The organism is Catenuloplanes japonicus (assembly GCF_000717135.1).
GTDB classification, from domain to species: domain Bacteria; phylum Actinomycetota; class Actinomycetes; order Mycobacteriales; family Micromonosporaceae; genus Catenuloplanes; species Catenuloplanes japonicus.
This window is the reverse complement of the sequence record NZ_JNXY01000004.1, coordinates 311,794-324,513: the sequence shown is the minus strand read 5'-3', so window position 1 is coordinate 324,513 and position 12,720 is coordinate 311,794. Positions and strand designations below refer to the sequence as shown.

Here is a 12,720-nt window from a genome sequence, read left to right as displayed (position 1 = left end):
CCGAGGTGGAACGGCCCGCACTCCCGAAAGGTCGAGTGCGGGCCGTTTGCATTCACTTGCCAGCGTCCGCGTCCGCGGGCGGCATCGCCCGCCGCGATTTCGGTATCGGGAAAAAAGTCTCGGTCACGCGGACGTGTTCCACTCTCGGGTGCGGTGCCGGCTGGTTGCAGGCGTCAGGAGTTTTGAACCGGAGGTCTCGGGCGGCTTGAGGTTGGGCATTTTCCTTTGGGATGTCCGTGATGGGGTCCAGTCGCATGTATGTAGTCAACCGGCCTGGGACTTCTAGGGCGAGCGGCTGAGCATGCCGTTCTGGGCCGGTGCGATCGGTAGCGTGGTGTGTTGTTCAGCCGGCAGGGGTCTTCGGTGGCCGGCCGCCCTTGCTTACCTCGGTGCGGTACGGGAGCAACTTCGGTAGCAACTCGGGGCCCGATTCGGACGCGACGGCGCGCAGGCATGCCTGGATGAACTGCTGCAGCGTCCAGCCCGCCGGCACGAGCACGTTGCGTGCCGCGTCCTGTTCGTCGGCGGGCGCGCGGACGTTGACGCGGGAGTCGCGGTGCGGGTCGGGGTGGGGCACGTGATCAGTGTGCCAGCTTGTGGTCCAGTTTCCGCCATCCGTGAACCGCAGCCACTCGCCCGCGCATGCGCCGATCGGTAGACTGGGCGCAGAACTGGACCACATGTTTCTAGCTGGAGGAACTGAATGCTGAGCATCGACGAGTACGCGATCTCCGTGGTAACCGACGGCGCCGAATCCACCGCCGAGGACGACCTCAACGAGAACGACGACATCGCCGAGGAGGACCACCGGGCTGCGATCGCCCGCGCCTATCGGATCATCTGGGCCATCCGCGCCTACCCGAACGAGATCCTCGCCCTCGCCGACCGGCACACCGCCGAGCACCCCGGGGACGCGGCGTGAGCGACCCGTTCGTCACCGGCCAGATGACCCCTGGCTACGCGCCCGGCCGTGCGCTCCGGATCCCGGACCCCGACGAGGGCCAGCCGCTCACCGACGACATGCGCGCCGCGATCGACGCCGGGCACGTCGCCCAGGTCGTCGTCTTCTGCGACGGCTGCGGCGTCGAGCACCGGGCCGACTACACCGGCGCCGACAAGCACACGAGGTTCGCGGCAGCCCGGCAGCACCTCGCCGACAACGAGCGGTGGGACACGTCCGGCACCCTCGACCTGTGCCCGGCCTGCAAGGCGGTACCGGCGTGAGCAGCGACGAACAGCGCGAGCTCGCCGAGCAGCTCGCCTACGTGATCGTCCCGAACTGGGCCGGGCCGCTCCCCGCCGACCTGCTCCACCTCGACACGGTCCCCGCCCGACTCGGCGGCGTCGTCCACAGCCTGTTCGTCGAGCTCCAAGGCGACGGCGGCGTGATGCCCCACCGCCTCTCCCCGAAGGGCAACCCCGACCTGGACCTGCTCGACATCGACCAATCCCCGCGGTACGCGTACCCACCCGACGACACCGACCGGGCCAAGATCCCGGCGGACACGCTCACGCTCATCGACGCGATCCGCGCCCAGGAGATCGCCCGGCACGACGCGACCGGCCCGCTGTCCGAGGTCATCGCGGGTTTCGTCACCGCCATCCTGGCCGTCATCGAGGCCGGGTACCAGCTCGTCCCGCAACGCTACGACGAGGACGGCGTCCACCTCGGCGAAGGCGACGACATCGCGCCCGGCCTGGTCGAGGCGTTCCGGGAGGCGGCGGCATGAGCGACACGCTCACACCGGACGAGGTGTCCCGGATCTGCCTGATCGTCTGCGACGGGCACGGCGAGGACCTGTGGACCGACGGTCTGCCGGTACCCGACGTCATGGCATGGTTGGAGCGCCATCGGGACTGCGACGTTGAAATTCACTTCGACGACCGGATGGGCCTGGTCCCGACCGGTGGGCAGGAGGCTACGTGACCCGCGTGCTGCGCCGCGCGTTCGCGGTCGCCGTCTGGGTGCCGCTGTGGCTGTGGGACACCGCCACCGGCAAGCCCGTCCGGCCCAGGCTCCGTGACGGCCTCACCTGGGCCGACGGCATCTACCCTCCGGCCATCCGGATCGGCGACCGGCACGCCGTCGTGCGGAGAAGGAGCCCCCGGTGACCGACCCAGAGGGCGACGCCGACCGCGCCGAGATGGACGCGCAGATGGACGCCCTCGACATCAAGGTCGGGCTCGCCGCCGAAGCCCACCGCTTCAGAACCGCAGGCCCCGAACGCTGGCCCGGCGGCCTCGACGAATGCCGAGGATGCCTCCACCCCAACCAGGCTGGCGCCGCGGCGATGGGCGTGGACCAGGCATGGACCCCGGTTGCGCTGAAGGCTGCCGTTGACCGGCAACAGGAACTCCAGAACGAGAACGATGCCATCAAGGTTGGGCGCCGCGCCCGAGACGAGTACGTGCGTGACGCCGAGAGGAAGCGGATCGCGGCGTACCTCGACCGGATGGCCGCGTCGAAGCAGCGGATCGCAGACGGGTTCCCGACCGGCTACCCCGCCGCCGAGCACATGCAGGTCATCGCGCTACAGGAAGCCGCAGACGCGGTCCGTGACCCGGCCACCTGGGAGGACACGCCGTGACCGCCGTCGAGCCGCAGCAGCTCATCGCCGCCCTCGTCACCCACGGCTGGATCGAGGCCGGCCGCCGCGCTGGCCTCTACGTCCGGCTCCGGCAGCCCGGCTCCGACCGGCAACGCTCGATCGTCGTCCCGCTCGACCCGACGTTCGGTGACTACGAGGTGCTGCTGGCCGAGGTGCTCGGCGAGCTGGAGGATGCAGCCCAGCTCGGCGTTCGTGCCCAGGCCGTCCTCGGCGGCATCGGCGTCGACGCGCCCCGGCTTCCGTCGGCTGAGGATCTTGACGAGGCGATGTGCTCCGTCTGGCTCCACGGCGACTGGCGGTGGCTGACCCGGAACATGACCACCGAGCAGCGCGAAGCCGCCGCCGACGCGGTCACCCGGCGGACCGCGGTCATGGATGTCGAGGAAGGCGAGCCCGTGCAGGAGCGGGCCGGGCTGCGCTGGTGGCGGGAATGAACGCCGCGACCGAAGAGATCAGGTCGGAGGCGGCGAAGATTTCCGGCGGACCAAGTACACGATCACGCCTACGAGTGCCCCGATAGCGATCAGAGCAATGACAGGGCAGGCAAGCACCGCCCAGTGCCACGTCGACATCACGGCCTGCACCCCCAGAATCGACTGCCCCAAGCAGACCACCCGGAGGGCGCCGTCGTTGGCCAAACCGAAGAAAGGCGAGTTATGACCTGGCCCGTCGTCGCCCTCACCGGGCACTGGAAGCTGGGAGCGGCCGAGGAGTGGGTCCGCGCCCAGCTCGCCGCCGGGATCGCCCGGCTCCGCGACCAAGGCACGCACACCGGCCGGTCGGGTATGGCGCTCGGCGCGGACACGATCTGGGCCGAAGAGATCCTCGACGCCGGGCTGCAGCTGCACGCCGTCGTGCCGTTCGAGGCCCAAGCCGACCAGTGGCCGGCGCACGCCAGGCTCCGCTGGGAGCGGCTCCGCGCCGGCGCGCACGCCGAGACCGTCGTCGGGCCGAACCCACGCGACTACGTAAGGACGGTCGCCGCGCTGCACTACCGCAACCAGGTCTTGCTGGACCCGCCGAGCGCCGGATGCATCGCGGTCTGGGACGGCAGGGAACGCGGCGGGACGTGGCAGGCGGTCCGGTACGCGCGGAAAATCGGGCTGCCGATCGTGTGGGTTGATCCAGTGCGGCGGGTTGTCGAGCGGGTGACGTAGCCCTCATTTAACGAGAACTTGCAGGAATGCAAGAAGCTGGCGACCGGCGGGCTTATGTTCCGTGAGCCCTATTCGCCAGGCATGAGGAGGGTCCATGGCCTCGCTACCTGACACGCTCGACCTGCTGCGGCAGATGTACGTGCGTCTTGAGGAACAACGAGCCAATCCTGATCCGACGACGGTCGCCCAAGCACGCCTGCTGGCGGCGCTCGCCGAGCTGGAGGCTGCTCGGCTTTCGGCCGAGGCGGCTGGAAAGTCTACGGTCGCCGCAGAGAACTTCGGAACCTTCGTTCGGCACTACGCGTCCGTCTCCCGGCCGTAGCTAAGCCTCGGTCGCGCCCGCTTGTGTAGAGCGGGAGCCGTACTTCCGGTTGAGCGTGGCCCGACTCTGGCCCGTCTGCTCGCACAGCACAGTGTCGGGCACGTCCAGGTCGCGGGCCTCTTTGATCGCCGCCCACATCTCCGCCTCGATACGGATCTTCTGCTCGGCGAGGGCGGCCGCGCGCTGAACGGCGTTTCGCTGCTCGGCGGTCGCGGGGGTCCAGGTCGGGCGGATCACGGCGCTCAACGTACCACTGTCGTGTCTCACTTGATACAACCCCCTTTGGCCGTTACTGTCTCAGCAGAGACATTAACGCTTCCTGGAGCCGTCCAGCGCAAGGAGCCCAATGCAGATCACCCGTCAGCCCGACACCCTCGTCGACAACCGCCACGACCGGGACCGCTACGCCGGCCGGGTCGACGCCCTCGACAAGGTCAAAGCGCTCGTTCTCCTGCCGGACGACGTCCACGCCACGACCGAGATGGTTGCCGCGTACTACGAGGTCCCGATCAAAACCGTGCGCTCCGTGGTTGTCGACCACCGCGCCGAGCTGGAGATCAGCGGCTACCAGGTGATTACCGGCCAGCCACTGAGCCGTCTTAAGGAGCTCAGTGGAATCGCCACACGTAGCCCGAGCTTGGCGCTGTTCCCGCGCCCAGCGGTCCTTCGGGTCGGCATGCTCCTGCGCGACAGCCCCGTTGCCGTGGACGTGCGCACCTACCTCATCGAGGCGGAGAGGGCCGCACGACTGGTCGTCCCGCCGCCAGCGCCTCCGGCTGTGCCCGACTTCCGGGACACCGCAGTGGCCGTGGACGTACTCGGCCAGATGCTCGAACTCGCCAAGGAGCACCAGGCGCTGGAGCTGGCGAACGCCATTCAAGCCCGCGAGCTGGCGACGACCCGCCCGAAGGCCGCGTTCGTCGACAACTTCGTCAACCCGACCGGCGACACCACCCTCGTCCGGATCTTCGCCCAGCAGATCGGCATGACCGAGGGCGACCTCCGCACCTGGCTCGAAGGCCACGGCCTCATCTACCGGCGGTTCGTCGAGAAGCGCTGGTCGAAGTCGAGGCGGGCCATGGTCGACGAGTGGCAGTGGCTCGCGCGCGCCGGCTACGCCACCTGGTTCTCCGTTAAGGACCAGCCGAACGCGCCGCGCCACCACAACGGCCAGTACCGCACCACCCTCTACGTCACCGCCGTCGGCAAGGAGAGGATCCGCGCTCTCCTCGCCAAGCGGCCCGCCGCGATCGAAGCCTGAGGACAACGTGATCCACGACCGCACCATCTTTCGCATCACCAACATCGCCCTCGACGACGAGGAACGGCCCGCCCAGATCACCTTCGTCGCTAACGACGACGCTGCGGCGCTCCTCAACGACTACGCCGAGTACCCGACCACGCAGCGGGTGCTGCTCGGCGACGGCTTCGACCACCAGTTCGTCCTCACCGTTGCCGAGGCCGCGGACATCCTCGCTGGCATCTACGGCGCGGAGGGCCCGGCCTGGGCGCGGATCCGCTGCGTGCTCGCCGACCTGTTCCACACGTTCTGGCCCGACAGGTCCGAGGACGGGTACCGGGCCGAGTCCGCAGGCAAGGGCCGCCCGATGGACCGCACAGACCCGGCCCACGACCTGCTCCGCGTCGCGCAGATCATGCGCGTGCTCGGTCGGCGCGACTACCTCCCGACCGCATCCGACGTCTACCACGAGTGGGGCGCCCAGCATCCCGGCGATGTCCGCGCCTGGCCGAAGCTCAGCGAGCGGGTCGAGAAAGCGCTTCAGCAGCTCGCGCTCGCGGACGGCATCTACCGGCAGGAGGCCCCGATCCATATCCACCAGGACGAGCTCGCCGCGCTGCTCGCCGACCCCAATCCGACCACCGCCCTGGAGGCATCCTGATGACCATCACCGCGACCGTCCCGAACCCGCCCAGCATCGACGCCGCAGTCCGGGACGCGCTCCCGAACGGCTCCGTCGTCACCATCGACGGCGTCGAGCACCCGATCCCCGATACCGAGTTCGACGGCGGCATCCCCTGGACCGGCACCGGCTACCGCCTCAACCAGGCCGTCCGAGCAGCCGGCTACCGGATCGTCGGCGCGTTCACCACCGTCGGCGACCAGGTCGAGTTCGACGTCGAGCCGCTGGAGCGTGCCGCGTGACTCTGGCCGTCGAGCGGAAGTTCGCCGTGACCATCGTCTACACCGGGGTGCTGCGCACGCCGGACCGCTTCAACACCGAACGTCTCGCCGCCGCGATCGAGCTGGTCACGGCCGGGGAGATCCGGTCCGCGGCCTCCGCGCTATCGGAGCGATACCCGCTCATGGGCGACCGTGACGCCTTCGAGTACGTCCGCGCCGCCCAGCTCCTCATCGACCACAACCTCGTCCAGGAGGCGACCGCATGACGACCCTAACCCGCCAGCACGACACCATCCCCGAGGAGTCCGGCATGGTCCGGCACCTGTGGTCGGTGTCCGCCGGCTCCGACACTGTCACCCTGTCCGCGCTCCAGTCCGCGCTCGACCTGCCCGGCATCGCGAGCCTCCCGAAGGCCGCCCGCGACCTGACCGCGGAGACCCGCACCGGCACGTGGCTGTTCAACGTCCTCGGCGCGGGCCACAACGGCATCGACGACCAGGACGCGTTCGGCCACGCGACCGCCGGACCGGTCTGGGCCGAGATCGCCGCCGCTGGCGTGACCGACGACGCCGTGTACGGGCAGTTGGAGACCATCCACGCCCAGGTGTTCGGCGGTGCCGCGTGATCCCGGTCCCGTCCGTCGCCTGGCCGCTCAACGGCGTCACCTCGCAGCAGCTCACCGAGGCGCTGGCCGCGTCCGGGTTCGACCTGCCCGCCCTGATCGGCTCCGTCTGGCACGACAAGGACTCCGGCAGCTGGCTGACCGACGACGACCGCGAACTCGTCCACGTCGTGTCGGCAGGGAACACCGTCTCCGGCTGGCAGGTGAGCGTCGTCCGGTACTTCGACACCGGCGGCCCGCTCAAGGAGGTCGGCCACGGCGTGATCTACCTGTCCCGGCTCGTGGCCGAGTTCGAGCACGTCCAGGACGGTGCCGCGTGAGCGACACACCCGTCTACCCGCCGAAGTCGTGGGCCGACGCGATGAACTACGCCCACATGACCTACGCCCGGCTACTCGGCCGCCGCCAGACGGTCCGCGGGCACCGCAGCTACGACGGGCAGTGGGTCTACCAGGCCCGGAACAAGCAGGTCGGGAGCGTCTGATGCGTTCCGACGTGAAGCGCCTGGCCCCGCTCGTCGTGCTGCTCGCGCTGGCCGGCTGCACCACCGCCCCCGACCCGCAACCCGAGCCCGCCGACCCGCCCGCCCTGGAGGTGCCGATCGCGGGCGCCGACGACACCGACGTACCAGACTGCGACGCCGAGGACCGGCGCCGGCGCGAGCTGCCCGACTGCGGCTGGTACGACCGCGGCGTCTACCGCGAGTGGACGTGGGTGGCAGCGGGCCGTACGACACCGCCGCGCGGCTGGAGTGCGGCGGCCGAGCAGCGGCCGGCCGTCACCGTCGCGCCCGCCAGGAGCGCGCCCACACGCGTGTCCGGCGACGACCGGCGTGAGCCAGCACCGACCAAGGGCAAGCCGACAAAGCGAGGGAAGCGATGACCAACATCCGCAACGACCTGGCCGAGCACATTCGCCGGACCGACGGCGGCAACAAGCTCACCGCCCACGAGCTGGGCATGGAGATCGCGGTTCGGGTCGTACCGCTGCGCCTCGACCTGTACGGCGACGACGTGATCGCGTTCGTCGAGGCGACCAACCCGGACAAGACCATGGGCGCGGGCGCGCTCGCCGACGCGATCGTGGACCACTTCGGGCTCGACGGCGAGGAGGCGGCGTGACCGACTGGATGCTCGTCCTCGCCGGGATCGCAGCCTTCCCGGTCCTGGCCTTCGCCGGCTACTACGGGTGGCGTGGTCTCCGGGCCGCGAACCGGTGGCTGCGGCTCTACTTCAACGAGCTGAGACTCGACAAGGTCACCAAGCGGGCGCACTTCGGGGCGGTCGCCGCCAGCTCCCGCCGCATCTGGGCCATCCCGCTACCCGGCAGCGCTGCGATCGTCATCGCCGCCGGCATTCACCACCACGACAAAGAGCCCGCCTACCGGGCGCTCCTGCCCGTCCTCACCCAGGGCGAAGACGACCGACCCAAGCCCGCCCGGATCAACCCGAAGTGGCTGCGGCGCGGCCAGCCAACCGAGCCGACCGTCACGTTCGACGAGGAAGACTGACCGTCGCCTGACCTGCACCATCCGCTCGATCAGGGGCGGCCCGGACTTAATCAACTGGCCTGCCCGAGCGTGCCAGTGGGTAGAGTTAGGGCCGCCCCTAGCGTGTACGCGTGCAACCACGGCGCGTATCCGGACCCGGCGCGGCACGACGCGTCGCCGCGATCCTCCGCGCCGACATCGCCAGTGGGAAACTCGCCCCCGGCGGCTACTTTCCGTCCGAGCGCGACCTGCAGCAGACGTATGCGATCTCCCGCGACACCGCCACCCGGGTCGTCGCAGACCTGCGCCACCAAGGACTCATCGTGGTCCAGCAGGGGCAGACTTCGTACGTGCGCCCGGAACGCGACCGTACCAACATCATGCCCCCGCCCGGTTCGACCGTCGGGGCGCGGATGCCGACGCCGGAAGAGCTCGACGAGTACGGCCTGGTCGATCCGATCTTCGACGGGATCCCGATGCTGATCGTCACCGCACCCGACGGGACCGAGACCGCATATCCGGCCGACCGGTACCGGATACTCCAGCCGGGATCAGACGCCTCGCCGGAGTGACCCGCGCGGCGGTTACTTCCTCCGTGGAATGTTGCTCTAATGCGCCTATCGTGATCAGCGGAACAATGCACCGATTTCGACAGAAAAGCACAACCTTGCACACTGTGGGCCCACGGCTACCGCGCACCTCTCATCCCATACGGTCGCACCCGTGACCGACGACATCAGCGCCACACGATACGGTCGCCTAGCAGCCGAAATCCGCGCCCAGATCGCCGACGGCACCCTCCAGCCCGGCGACCGCCTCCCCTCCTACCGGACCCTCGCCGCCGAACGCGGCATCGACACCCACACCGCCCGCGACGCCATCCAACTCCTCAACAAAGAGGGCCTCGTTGTCGTACGGCCCGGTTACGGTTCGACCGTGGCGGAGCAGATAGACGAATCAACCTTGAAGACGATCATTCTCAAGCCGGGACAGTCGGTCGTCTCCCGCATGCCGACCGTCGAAGAACGCGACGCCCTCAAAATTGGCATCGGTGAACCCGTAACCGTCCTCGTCGTCCACGGCAAAGACGGCAAGCACGTCTACCGCGGCGACGAATTCCGGGCAGTGCAAGCAGCTCAACAGGCAGACCAACCTGACTGAATAGTCAACTGTTGGCCAACGGTCGCCACATTCTCGGGCGCGCCTAAAACACACGCAGGCACCAATACGTCAGCATGGGATCATGACGAAACGGTGACACACCGTTCCGGGCAAGCCCGTGCACTGCCGCACGCCCACATCCCCAGGAGACGCGCGCAGACGCACCGCCCAACCGCGCCCAGCCCGGCACCCGCCGGCGCCCGAACGGGGACCGCACATGAACCACCGCACCGACATCACCATCAGCCGCACCGAAATCATCTACTGGATCACCGCAGGCGCCGCCGCGGCCATCTGCATCGCCGCCTGCATCGTCCTCATCGACGACGCCGCCAGCCACACCACACCCTGGCCCGGCATGCGCATCGCCGCCGGCGTATCCGTCGTCGTTGCCGCAGCCTGCGCCATCCTCGCTGCCATGACCCGCAACGGACGCAAGGCCCGCCACCGCGCGGCCGCGGACACCCAGGTCACCCACGCCGAACTCGAAGCGCTCCGCAGCGAGGTCGCCGAGATCCAGGCAGCCATCAACGCACTCCCCGACACGATCGAGAAAGCCCTCCAGGACGCCCTGGACGAACGCGACGAGCAGCGCGATGCCGCGTTCCTCGCCCGCAGTGACTCCTCCATCGACCGGTTCTCCGGGGGTGGCACCGTCCACAGGCTTCTGCCCGGGTCGCGCCGCCACAGCAGCTGATCATGCACGTGCACCTGCATGAGCATTTCGGGGAGTATCACGCCATGCGGGGACCCGACGTGACTGAGCAGCTTTGAACGGGCATCATTCGATCCGTGGCATTGACCCCAGACCAACGTGAAACCCTCGGCACCGCCGTCCGACGACGCCGACTCGCCATCGGCATGTCCATCAGCGCCGCAGCCGACGGCGCCGGCATGAGGCGCAACACCTGGTCCGGCGTCGAAAAAGGCACCCGCGACACCGCCGAACTCACCTACAGCCGCGTCGAACGCACCCTCGGCTGGCAACCCGGCAGCATCGAAACCATCATCACCGGCGGCCAACCCGCCACCGACCCCGCGTTCACCCGTGATGACCCCGGCGACGAATGGTTAGCCCGGCTCGAAGAAATCCGCGACAACCCCCACCGCAGCCAGCACCTCCGCGACGAAGCCGCCCAACAGATCGAACGGCTCCGCACGCTCCTCGAGGCCGCCGCAGCCGAAGACAACGCGCGACAGACAGGCTCCTAGCCCAGAGAGCCCAGCGCCTCATCGAACTTACCCAGACGCTCCGAGTCGCCGCCGTGCCGCAGATGCCCGTACCGGTCCATCGTCATCGCGTACGTGGCATGCCCGAGGCGCTCCTGGATCCTCTTGGCCGACCAGCCCTCCTCGATGCACATCGACGCATGCGTGTGCCGTAGATCGTGAAAGCGCGGCACGCGATGCAGCCGGGTCGTACACGCACACGTCGACACCTCATCAAGCCGCCACCTGCGGCGCGGCCCCGTCGCGGCCTTCTCCGGCAGCGGCGGAGGATGCTCCGCGCAGCGCTGTGCCGCCGCGACCGCAGGCAGCCAATACCTGCTGCGTAGACCCGCCTCCCACATCATTCCTCCTCTGGCCGCGGGGAAGACCAGGTCGTCCGGCTTCAGGTTCTTCAGGCGCGCGGCCAGCACCCGGCACAACCCGGGGGAGATGGTTACAAGCCGACGGGACCTGCGCGACTTCGGCCGGCCGACCGTACGGTCACGTTTGAGCGCCCTGCTGACCTGAATGTGCGGGTCGTCACCGGCCAGCTCGACGTCCTTGCGTCTGAGCACCAGCAGCTCACCCAACCGCAGCCCGGTGTGCACCGCGGTGAACACAAGATCCCGGATCGGCGGTGGGCAGTGCCGCAGGATCAGCTTGACCTCGTCCGACGTCAGGAAGATCGGCTCGAAGGGCTCGCCGTCATCGTCGGGTCCGTTGCGACGGCGAGCCCCGCTCGGCTGGGCCGCAGGGTTCGCGGGGATCCATTTCGGGACCGCCGCGCCCAGGCATGTGTGCAGAATCGTGCGGGTGGTCTTGCGAGAGTTCACTGACAGCGGCTCACCGCGGTGCCGGCGGGTGCGCATCCACGCCGACCATTCCTCGACGGTATCGTGAGTGATCTCGTGAAGCAGTTTCGCGCCGAGATACGGCACGGCCCACTTCTTCAGAATCCGTTCGTAGTCGTCGAGGGTGTCCGACTGGGCATCGCCGGCCATCCGGCGCTTTTCGATCCAGGCCGTTGCCCATGCGCTGAACGTCGGGGTGCCGACCGGCTGGGTCGGATCGCCGAGAACCGCCGCCTCGAGCTGGTCGCGGGTCATGTCGTGTCCGCGTGATTCGACGAGTCGTTTCGCGACGGTCATGAGTTCGTACACGCTGTCGGGGTCGTCGGCACCGATGGTGGAGAACGTGAGGGTCTGGCGTGCGCCGGTGCGGCTGCCGCCGAGGCGCCATTGGAGTGCCCATCCGGTTCTGCGGGTGTCTACCGAGGCCATGCGGGGACGCTAGCGGAATCCGGTGCCCCCGCGGGGGCACCAACACGGCTGAATCGTGTCTGGATCACGTCCGGATCGCGTCGGCCGTAAACCGTTTGACCTGCATCAACGCTGGTAGGCAAAATGATGCACAACAGATTACGGATCCGGGTGTCGGGAGTTCGAATCTCTCCAGAGGCACTGGTACGAACGGGATGTGGCGCAGCGTGGTAGCGCACCTGACTGGGGGTCAGGGGGCCGCCGGTTCGAATCCGGCCGTCCCGACGCACGGCAATACCCTGGAGACGCCAGCCGACTTGGCGCCGGCCACCGTCCCGAAAACGGTTGGGGGTAACACCCGTGGGCGTTCGACTCGCCCCGTCTCCGCGTTCCGATAGCTCAGCTGGTAGAGCACCGCCTCGACACGGCGGTTGTCGCTGGTTCGAATCCGGCTCGGAACACGCACGCCCGCATGGCTCAGTGGGAGAGCGCCGCTTTCACACAGCGGAGGTGCCAGGTTCGATTCCTGGTGCGGGCACGGTGGCCGTAGCTCAGGTGGCAGAGCGCTGGACTGTGGATCCAGAGGTCGTCCGGTTCGAGTCCGACCGGTCACCCTTCGCAACCATCCGCTGTGGAACATCGCAGGCGGGCGTGGGCCCGGCTGCCCCTCATAAGGGCGGATCGCCCGGTTCGACACCGGGGCCTGCGACGCTGCTCGTGAGCGGGCCCGCACGCGGCTGACGCGACGT

General features: G+C 68.8%; 26 protein-coding genes and 4 tRNA genes. 27 read left to right on the top strand and 3 right to left on the bottom strand.

The features are described 5' to 3' along the window. Window positions 1-343 precede the first annotated feature (343 nt). Window positions 344-577, bottom strand: coding sequence for a hypothetical protein (locus OP04_RS08135; RefSeq protein WP_033338879.1), 234 nt, complete (start codon window positions 575-577; stop codon window positions 344-346). Window positions 578-703: 126 nt separating this feature from the next. Here OP04_RS08135 and OP04_RS08130 point away from each other — a divergent pair, with 126 nt between their 5' ends. The 9 genes from OP04_RS08130 (at window position 704) to OP04_RS08085 (ending at window position 4,088) form a co-directional block, all read left to right on the top strand. After that, entirely contained in the window at window positions 704-922 is a 219-nt protein-coding gene (locus OP04_RS08130; RefSeq protein ID WP_033338878.1) for a hypothetical protein, read from the top strand. Next, entirely contained in the window at window positions 919-1,224 is a 306-nt protein-coding gene (locus OP04_RS08125; protein WP_033338877.1) for a hypothetical protein, read from the top strand. Before OP04_RS08130 ends, OP04_RS08125 begins: the two co-directional genes overlap by 4 nt. Next, window positions 1,221-1,730: a hypothetical protein gene (locus OP04_RS08120; protein ID WP_157239473.1), complete on the top strand. Its 510-nt coding sequence runs from the start codon at window positions 1,221-1,223 to the stop codon at window positions 1,728-1,730. Before OP04_RS08125 ends, OP04_RS08120 begins: the two co-directional genes overlap by 4 nt. Continuing rightward, on the top strand, window positions 1,727-1,927 hold the full coding sequence (locus tag OP04_RS08115) for a hypothetical protein (RefSeq protein ID WP_033338875.1): 201 nt from the start codon (window positions 1,727-1,729) through the stop codon (window positions 1,925-1,927). Before OP04_RS08120 ends, OP04_RS08115 begins: the two co-directional genes overlap by 4 nt. Next, the gene (locus OP04_RS08110) at window positions 1,924-2,112 is read left to right on the top strand and encodes a hypothetical protein (protein WP_033338874.1); all 189 of its coding nucleotides are present in this window, start codon (window positions 1,924-1,926) and stop codon (window positions 2,110-2,112) included. The genes OP04_RS08115 and OP04_RS08110 overlap by 4 nt, the downstream gene beginning before the upstream one ends. Next, entirely contained in the window at window positions 2,109-2,588 is a 480-nt protein-coding gene (locus OP04_RS08105) for a hypothetical protein (RefSeq protein ID WP_033338873.1), read from the top strand. Before OP04_RS08110 ends, OP04_RS08105 begins: the two co-directional genes overlap by 4 nt. Beyond that, a complete protein-coding gene (locus OP04_RS08100) occupies window positions 2,585-3,043 on the top strand; it encodes a hypothetical protein (protein ID WP_033338872.1) in 459 nt (152 codons plus the stop codon). Before OP04_RS08105 ends, OP04_RS08100 begins: the two co-directional genes overlap by 4 nt. 222 nt (window positions 3,044-3,265) lie before the next feature. Then, on the top strand, window positions 3,266-3,766 hold the full coding sequence (locus OP04_RS08090; RefSeq protein ID WP_033338870.1) for an LOG family protein: 501 nt from the start codon (window positions 3,266-3,268) through the stop codon (window positions 3,764-3,766). 94 nt (window positions 3,767-3,860) lie between these two features. Then, entirely contained in the window at window positions 3,861-4,088 is a 228-nt protein-coding gene (locus OP04_RS08085; RefSeq protein ID WP_033338869.1) for a hypothetical protein, read from the top strand. Here the strand turns inward: OP04_RS08085 and OP04_RS08080 are convergent, their stop codons facing one another. Further along, entirely contained in the window at window positions 4,089-4,325 is a 237-nt protein-coding gene (locus OP04_RS08080) for a hypothetical protein (protein ID WP_033338868.1), read from the bottom strand. It abuts the gene before it with no gap. Window positions 4,326-4,434: 109 nt separating this feature from the next. On the opposite strand from OP04_RS08080, the gene OP04_RS49320 reads away from it, so the two are divergent. The 14 genes from OP04_RS49320 (at window position 4,435) to OP04_RS08015 (ending at window position 10,715) form a co-directional block, all read left to right on the top strand. Continuing rightward, window positions 4,435-5,349, top strand: a complete 915-nt coding sequence (locus OP04_RS49320) for a phage antirepressor KilAC domain-containing protein (protein ID WP_051797268.1) — start codon at window positions 4,435-4,437, stop codon at window positions 5,347-5,349. A 7-nt stretch (window positions 5,350-5,356) separates the two neighbouring features. Continuing rightward, window positions 5,357-5,989, top strand: a complete 633-nt coding sequence (locus tag OP04_RS08070) for a hypothetical protein (RefSeq protein WP_033338867.1) — start codon at window positions 5,357-5,359, stop codon at window positions 5,987-5,989. Next, window positions 5,989-6,252, top strand: coding sequence for a hypothetical protein (locus OP04_RS08065; RefSeq protein ID WP_033338866.1), 264 nt, complete (start codon window positions 5,989-5,991; stop codon window positions 6,250-6,252). Before OP04_RS08070 ends, OP04_RS08065 begins: the two co-directional genes overlap by 1 nt. Beyond that, window positions 6,249-6,497, top strand: a complete 249-nt coding sequence (locus OP04_RS08060) for a hypothetical protein (RefSeq protein WP_033338865.1) — start codon at window positions 6,249-6,251, stop codon at window positions 6,495-6,497. Before OP04_RS08065 ends, OP04_RS08060 begins: the two co-directional genes overlap by 4 nt. Next, entirely contained in the window at window positions 6,494-6,856 is a 363-nt protein-coding gene (locus tag OP04_RS08055) for a hypothetical protein (RefSeq protein ID WP_033338864.1), read from the top strand. Before OP04_RS08060 ends, OP04_RS08055 begins: the two co-directional genes overlap by 4 nt. Beyond that, window positions 6,853-7,173, top strand: coding sequence for a hypothetical protein (locus OP04_RS08050; RefSeq protein ID WP_033338863.1), 321 nt, complete (start codon window positions 6,853-6,855; stop codon window positions 7,171-7,173). The genes OP04_RS08055 and OP04_RS08050 overlap by 4 nt, the downstream gene beginning before the upstream one ends. Continuing rightward, window positions 7,170-7,337 (top strand): hypothetical protein, encoded by a 168-nt coding sequence (locus OP04_RS53075; RefSeq protein ID WP_157239471.1) that lies wholly within the window; start codon window positions 7,170-7,172, stop codon window positions 7,335-7,337. Before OP04_RS08050 ends, OP04_RS53075 begins: the two co-directional genes overlap by 4 nt. After that, entirely contained in the window at window positions 7,337-7,735 is a 399-nt protein-coding gene (locus OP04_RS08045) for a hypothetical protein (RefSeq protein ID WP_033338862.1), read from the top strand. Before OP04_RS53075 ends, OP04_RS08045 begins: the two co-directional genes overlap by 1 nt. Next, window positions 7,732-7,974: a hypothetical protein gene (locus tag OP04_RS08040; protein WP_033338861.1), complete on the top strand. Its 243-nt coding sequence runs from the start codon at window positions 7,732-7,734 to the stop codon at window positions 7,972-7,974. The genes OP04_RS08045 and OP04_RS08040 overlap by 4 nt, the downstream gene beginning before the upstream one ends. After that, window positions 7,971-8,363 (top strand): hypothetical protein, encoded by a 393-nt coding sequence (locus OP04_RS08035; RefSeq protein WP_033338860.1) that lies wholly within the window; start codon window positions 7,971-7,973, stop codon window positions 8,361-8,363. The genes OP04_RS08040 and OP04_RS08035 overlap by 4 nt, the downstream gene beginning before the upstream one ends. 110 nt (window positions 8,364-8,473) lie before the next feature. Next, a complete protein-coding gene (locus tag OP04_RS08030; RefSeq protein WP_051797267.1) occupies window positions 8,474-8,914 on the top strand; it encodes a winged helix-turn-helix domain-containing protein in 441 nt (146 codons plus the stop codon). A gap of 151 nt (window positions 8,915-9,065) precedes the next feature. Continuing rightward, entirely contained in the window at window positions 9,066-9,503 is a 438-nt protein-coding gene (locus OP04_RS08025; protein ID WP_033338859.1) for a GntR family transcriptional regulator, read from the top strand. Window positions 9,504-9,720: 217 nt separating this feature from the next. Then, window positions 9,721-10,200, top strand: coding sequence for a hypothetical protein (locus OP04_RS08020; RefSeq protein ID WP_033338858.1), 480 nt, complete (start codon window positions 9,721-9,723; stop codon window positions 10,198-10,200). A gap of 95 nt (window positions 10,201-10,295) precedes the next feature. Further along, window positions 10,296-10,715 (top strand): helix-turn-helix domain-containing protein, encoded by a 420-nt coding sequence (locus OP04_RS08015; RefSeq protein WP_157239469.1) that lies wholly within the window; start codon window positions 10,296-10,298, stop codon window positions 10,713-10,715. On the opposite strand, the gene OP04_RS08010 is transcribed toward OP04_RS08015, so the two are convergent. Then, window positions 10,712-11,992 carry a tyrosine-type recombinase/integrase gene (locus tag OP04_RS08010; RefSeq protein ID WP_157239466.1) on the bottom strand — a complete coding sequence of 427 codons (1,281 nt, stop codon included), beginning with the start codon at window positions 11,990-11,992 and terminating at the stop codon, window positions 10,712-10,714. The genes OP04_RS08015 and OP04_RS08010 overlap by 4 nt on opposite strands. Window positions 11,993-12,182: 190 nt before the next feature. On the opposite strand from OP04_RS08010, the gene OP04_RS08005 reads away from it, so the two are divergent. The 4 genes from OP04_RS08005 (at window position 12,183) to OP04_RS07990 (ending at window position 12,585) form a co-directional block, all read left to right on the top strand. Continuing rightward, window positions 12,183-12,256 (top strand) — tRNA-Pro (locus OP04_RS08005). Window positions 12,257-12,359: 103 nt separating this feature from the next. Beyond that, window positions 12,360-12,432, top strand: a tRNA-Val gene (locus OP04_RS08000). A 5-nt stretch (window positions 12,433-12,437) separates the two neighbouring features. After that, window positions 12,438-12,509, top strand: a tRNA-Val gene (locus OP04_RS07995). A 2-nt stretch (window positions 12,510-12,511) separates the two neighbouring features. Further along, window positions 12,512-12,585, top strand: a tRNA-His gene (locus OP04_RS07990). Window positions 12,586-12,720: the final 135 nt, after the last annotated feature.

What these genes read in the sequence shown, in the direction of transcription:
- OP04_RS08130 (WP_033338878.1), top strand. Translation starts at nt 704, where the DNA reads ATGCTGAGCATCGACGAGTACGCGATCTCCGTGGTAACCGACGGCGCC.
- OP04_RS08115 (WP_033338875.1), top strand. Translation starts at nt 1,727, where the DNA reads ATGAGCGACACGCTCACACCGGACGAGGTGTCCCGGATCTGCCTGATC.
- OP04_RS08090 (WP_033338870.1), top strand. Translation starts at nt 3,266, where the DNA reads ATGACCTGGCCCGTCGTCGCCCTCACCGGGCACTGGAAGCTGGGAGCG.
- OP04_RS08085 (WP_033338869.1), top strand. Translation starts at nt 3,861, where the DNA reads ATGGCCTCGCTACCTGACACGCTCGACCTGCTGCGGCAGATGTACGTG.
- OP04_RS49320 (WP_051797268.1), top strand. Translation starts at nt 4,435, where the DNA reads ATGCAGATCACCCGTCAGCCCGACACCCTCGTCGACAACCGCCACGAC.
- OP04_RS08065 (WP_033338866.1), top strand. Translation starts at nt 5,989, where the DNA reads ATGACCATCACCGCGACCGTCCCGAACCCGCCCAGCATCGACGCCGCA.
- OP04_RS08055 (WP_033338864.1), top strand. Translation starts at nt 6,494, where the DNA reads ATGACGACCCTAACCCGCCAGCACGACACCATCCCCGAGGAGTCCGGC.
- OP04_RS08045 (WP_033338862.1), top strand. Translation starts at nt 7,337, where the DNA reads ATGCGTTCCGACGTGAAGCGCCTGGCCCCGCTCGTCGTGCTGCTCGCG.
- OP04_RS08040 (WP_033338861.1), top strand. Translation starts at nt 7,732, where the DNA reads ATGACCAACATCCGCAACGACCTGGCCGAGCACATTCGCCGGACCGAC.
- OP04_RS08020 (WP_033338858.1), top strand. Translation starts at nt 9,721, where the DNA reads ATGAACCACCGCACCGACATCACCATCAGCCGCACCGAAATCATCTAC.
- OP04_RS08010 (WP_157239466.1), bottom strand. Translation starts at nt 11,992, where the DNA reads ATGGCCTCGGTAGACACCCGCAGAACCGGATGGGCACTCCAATGGCGC.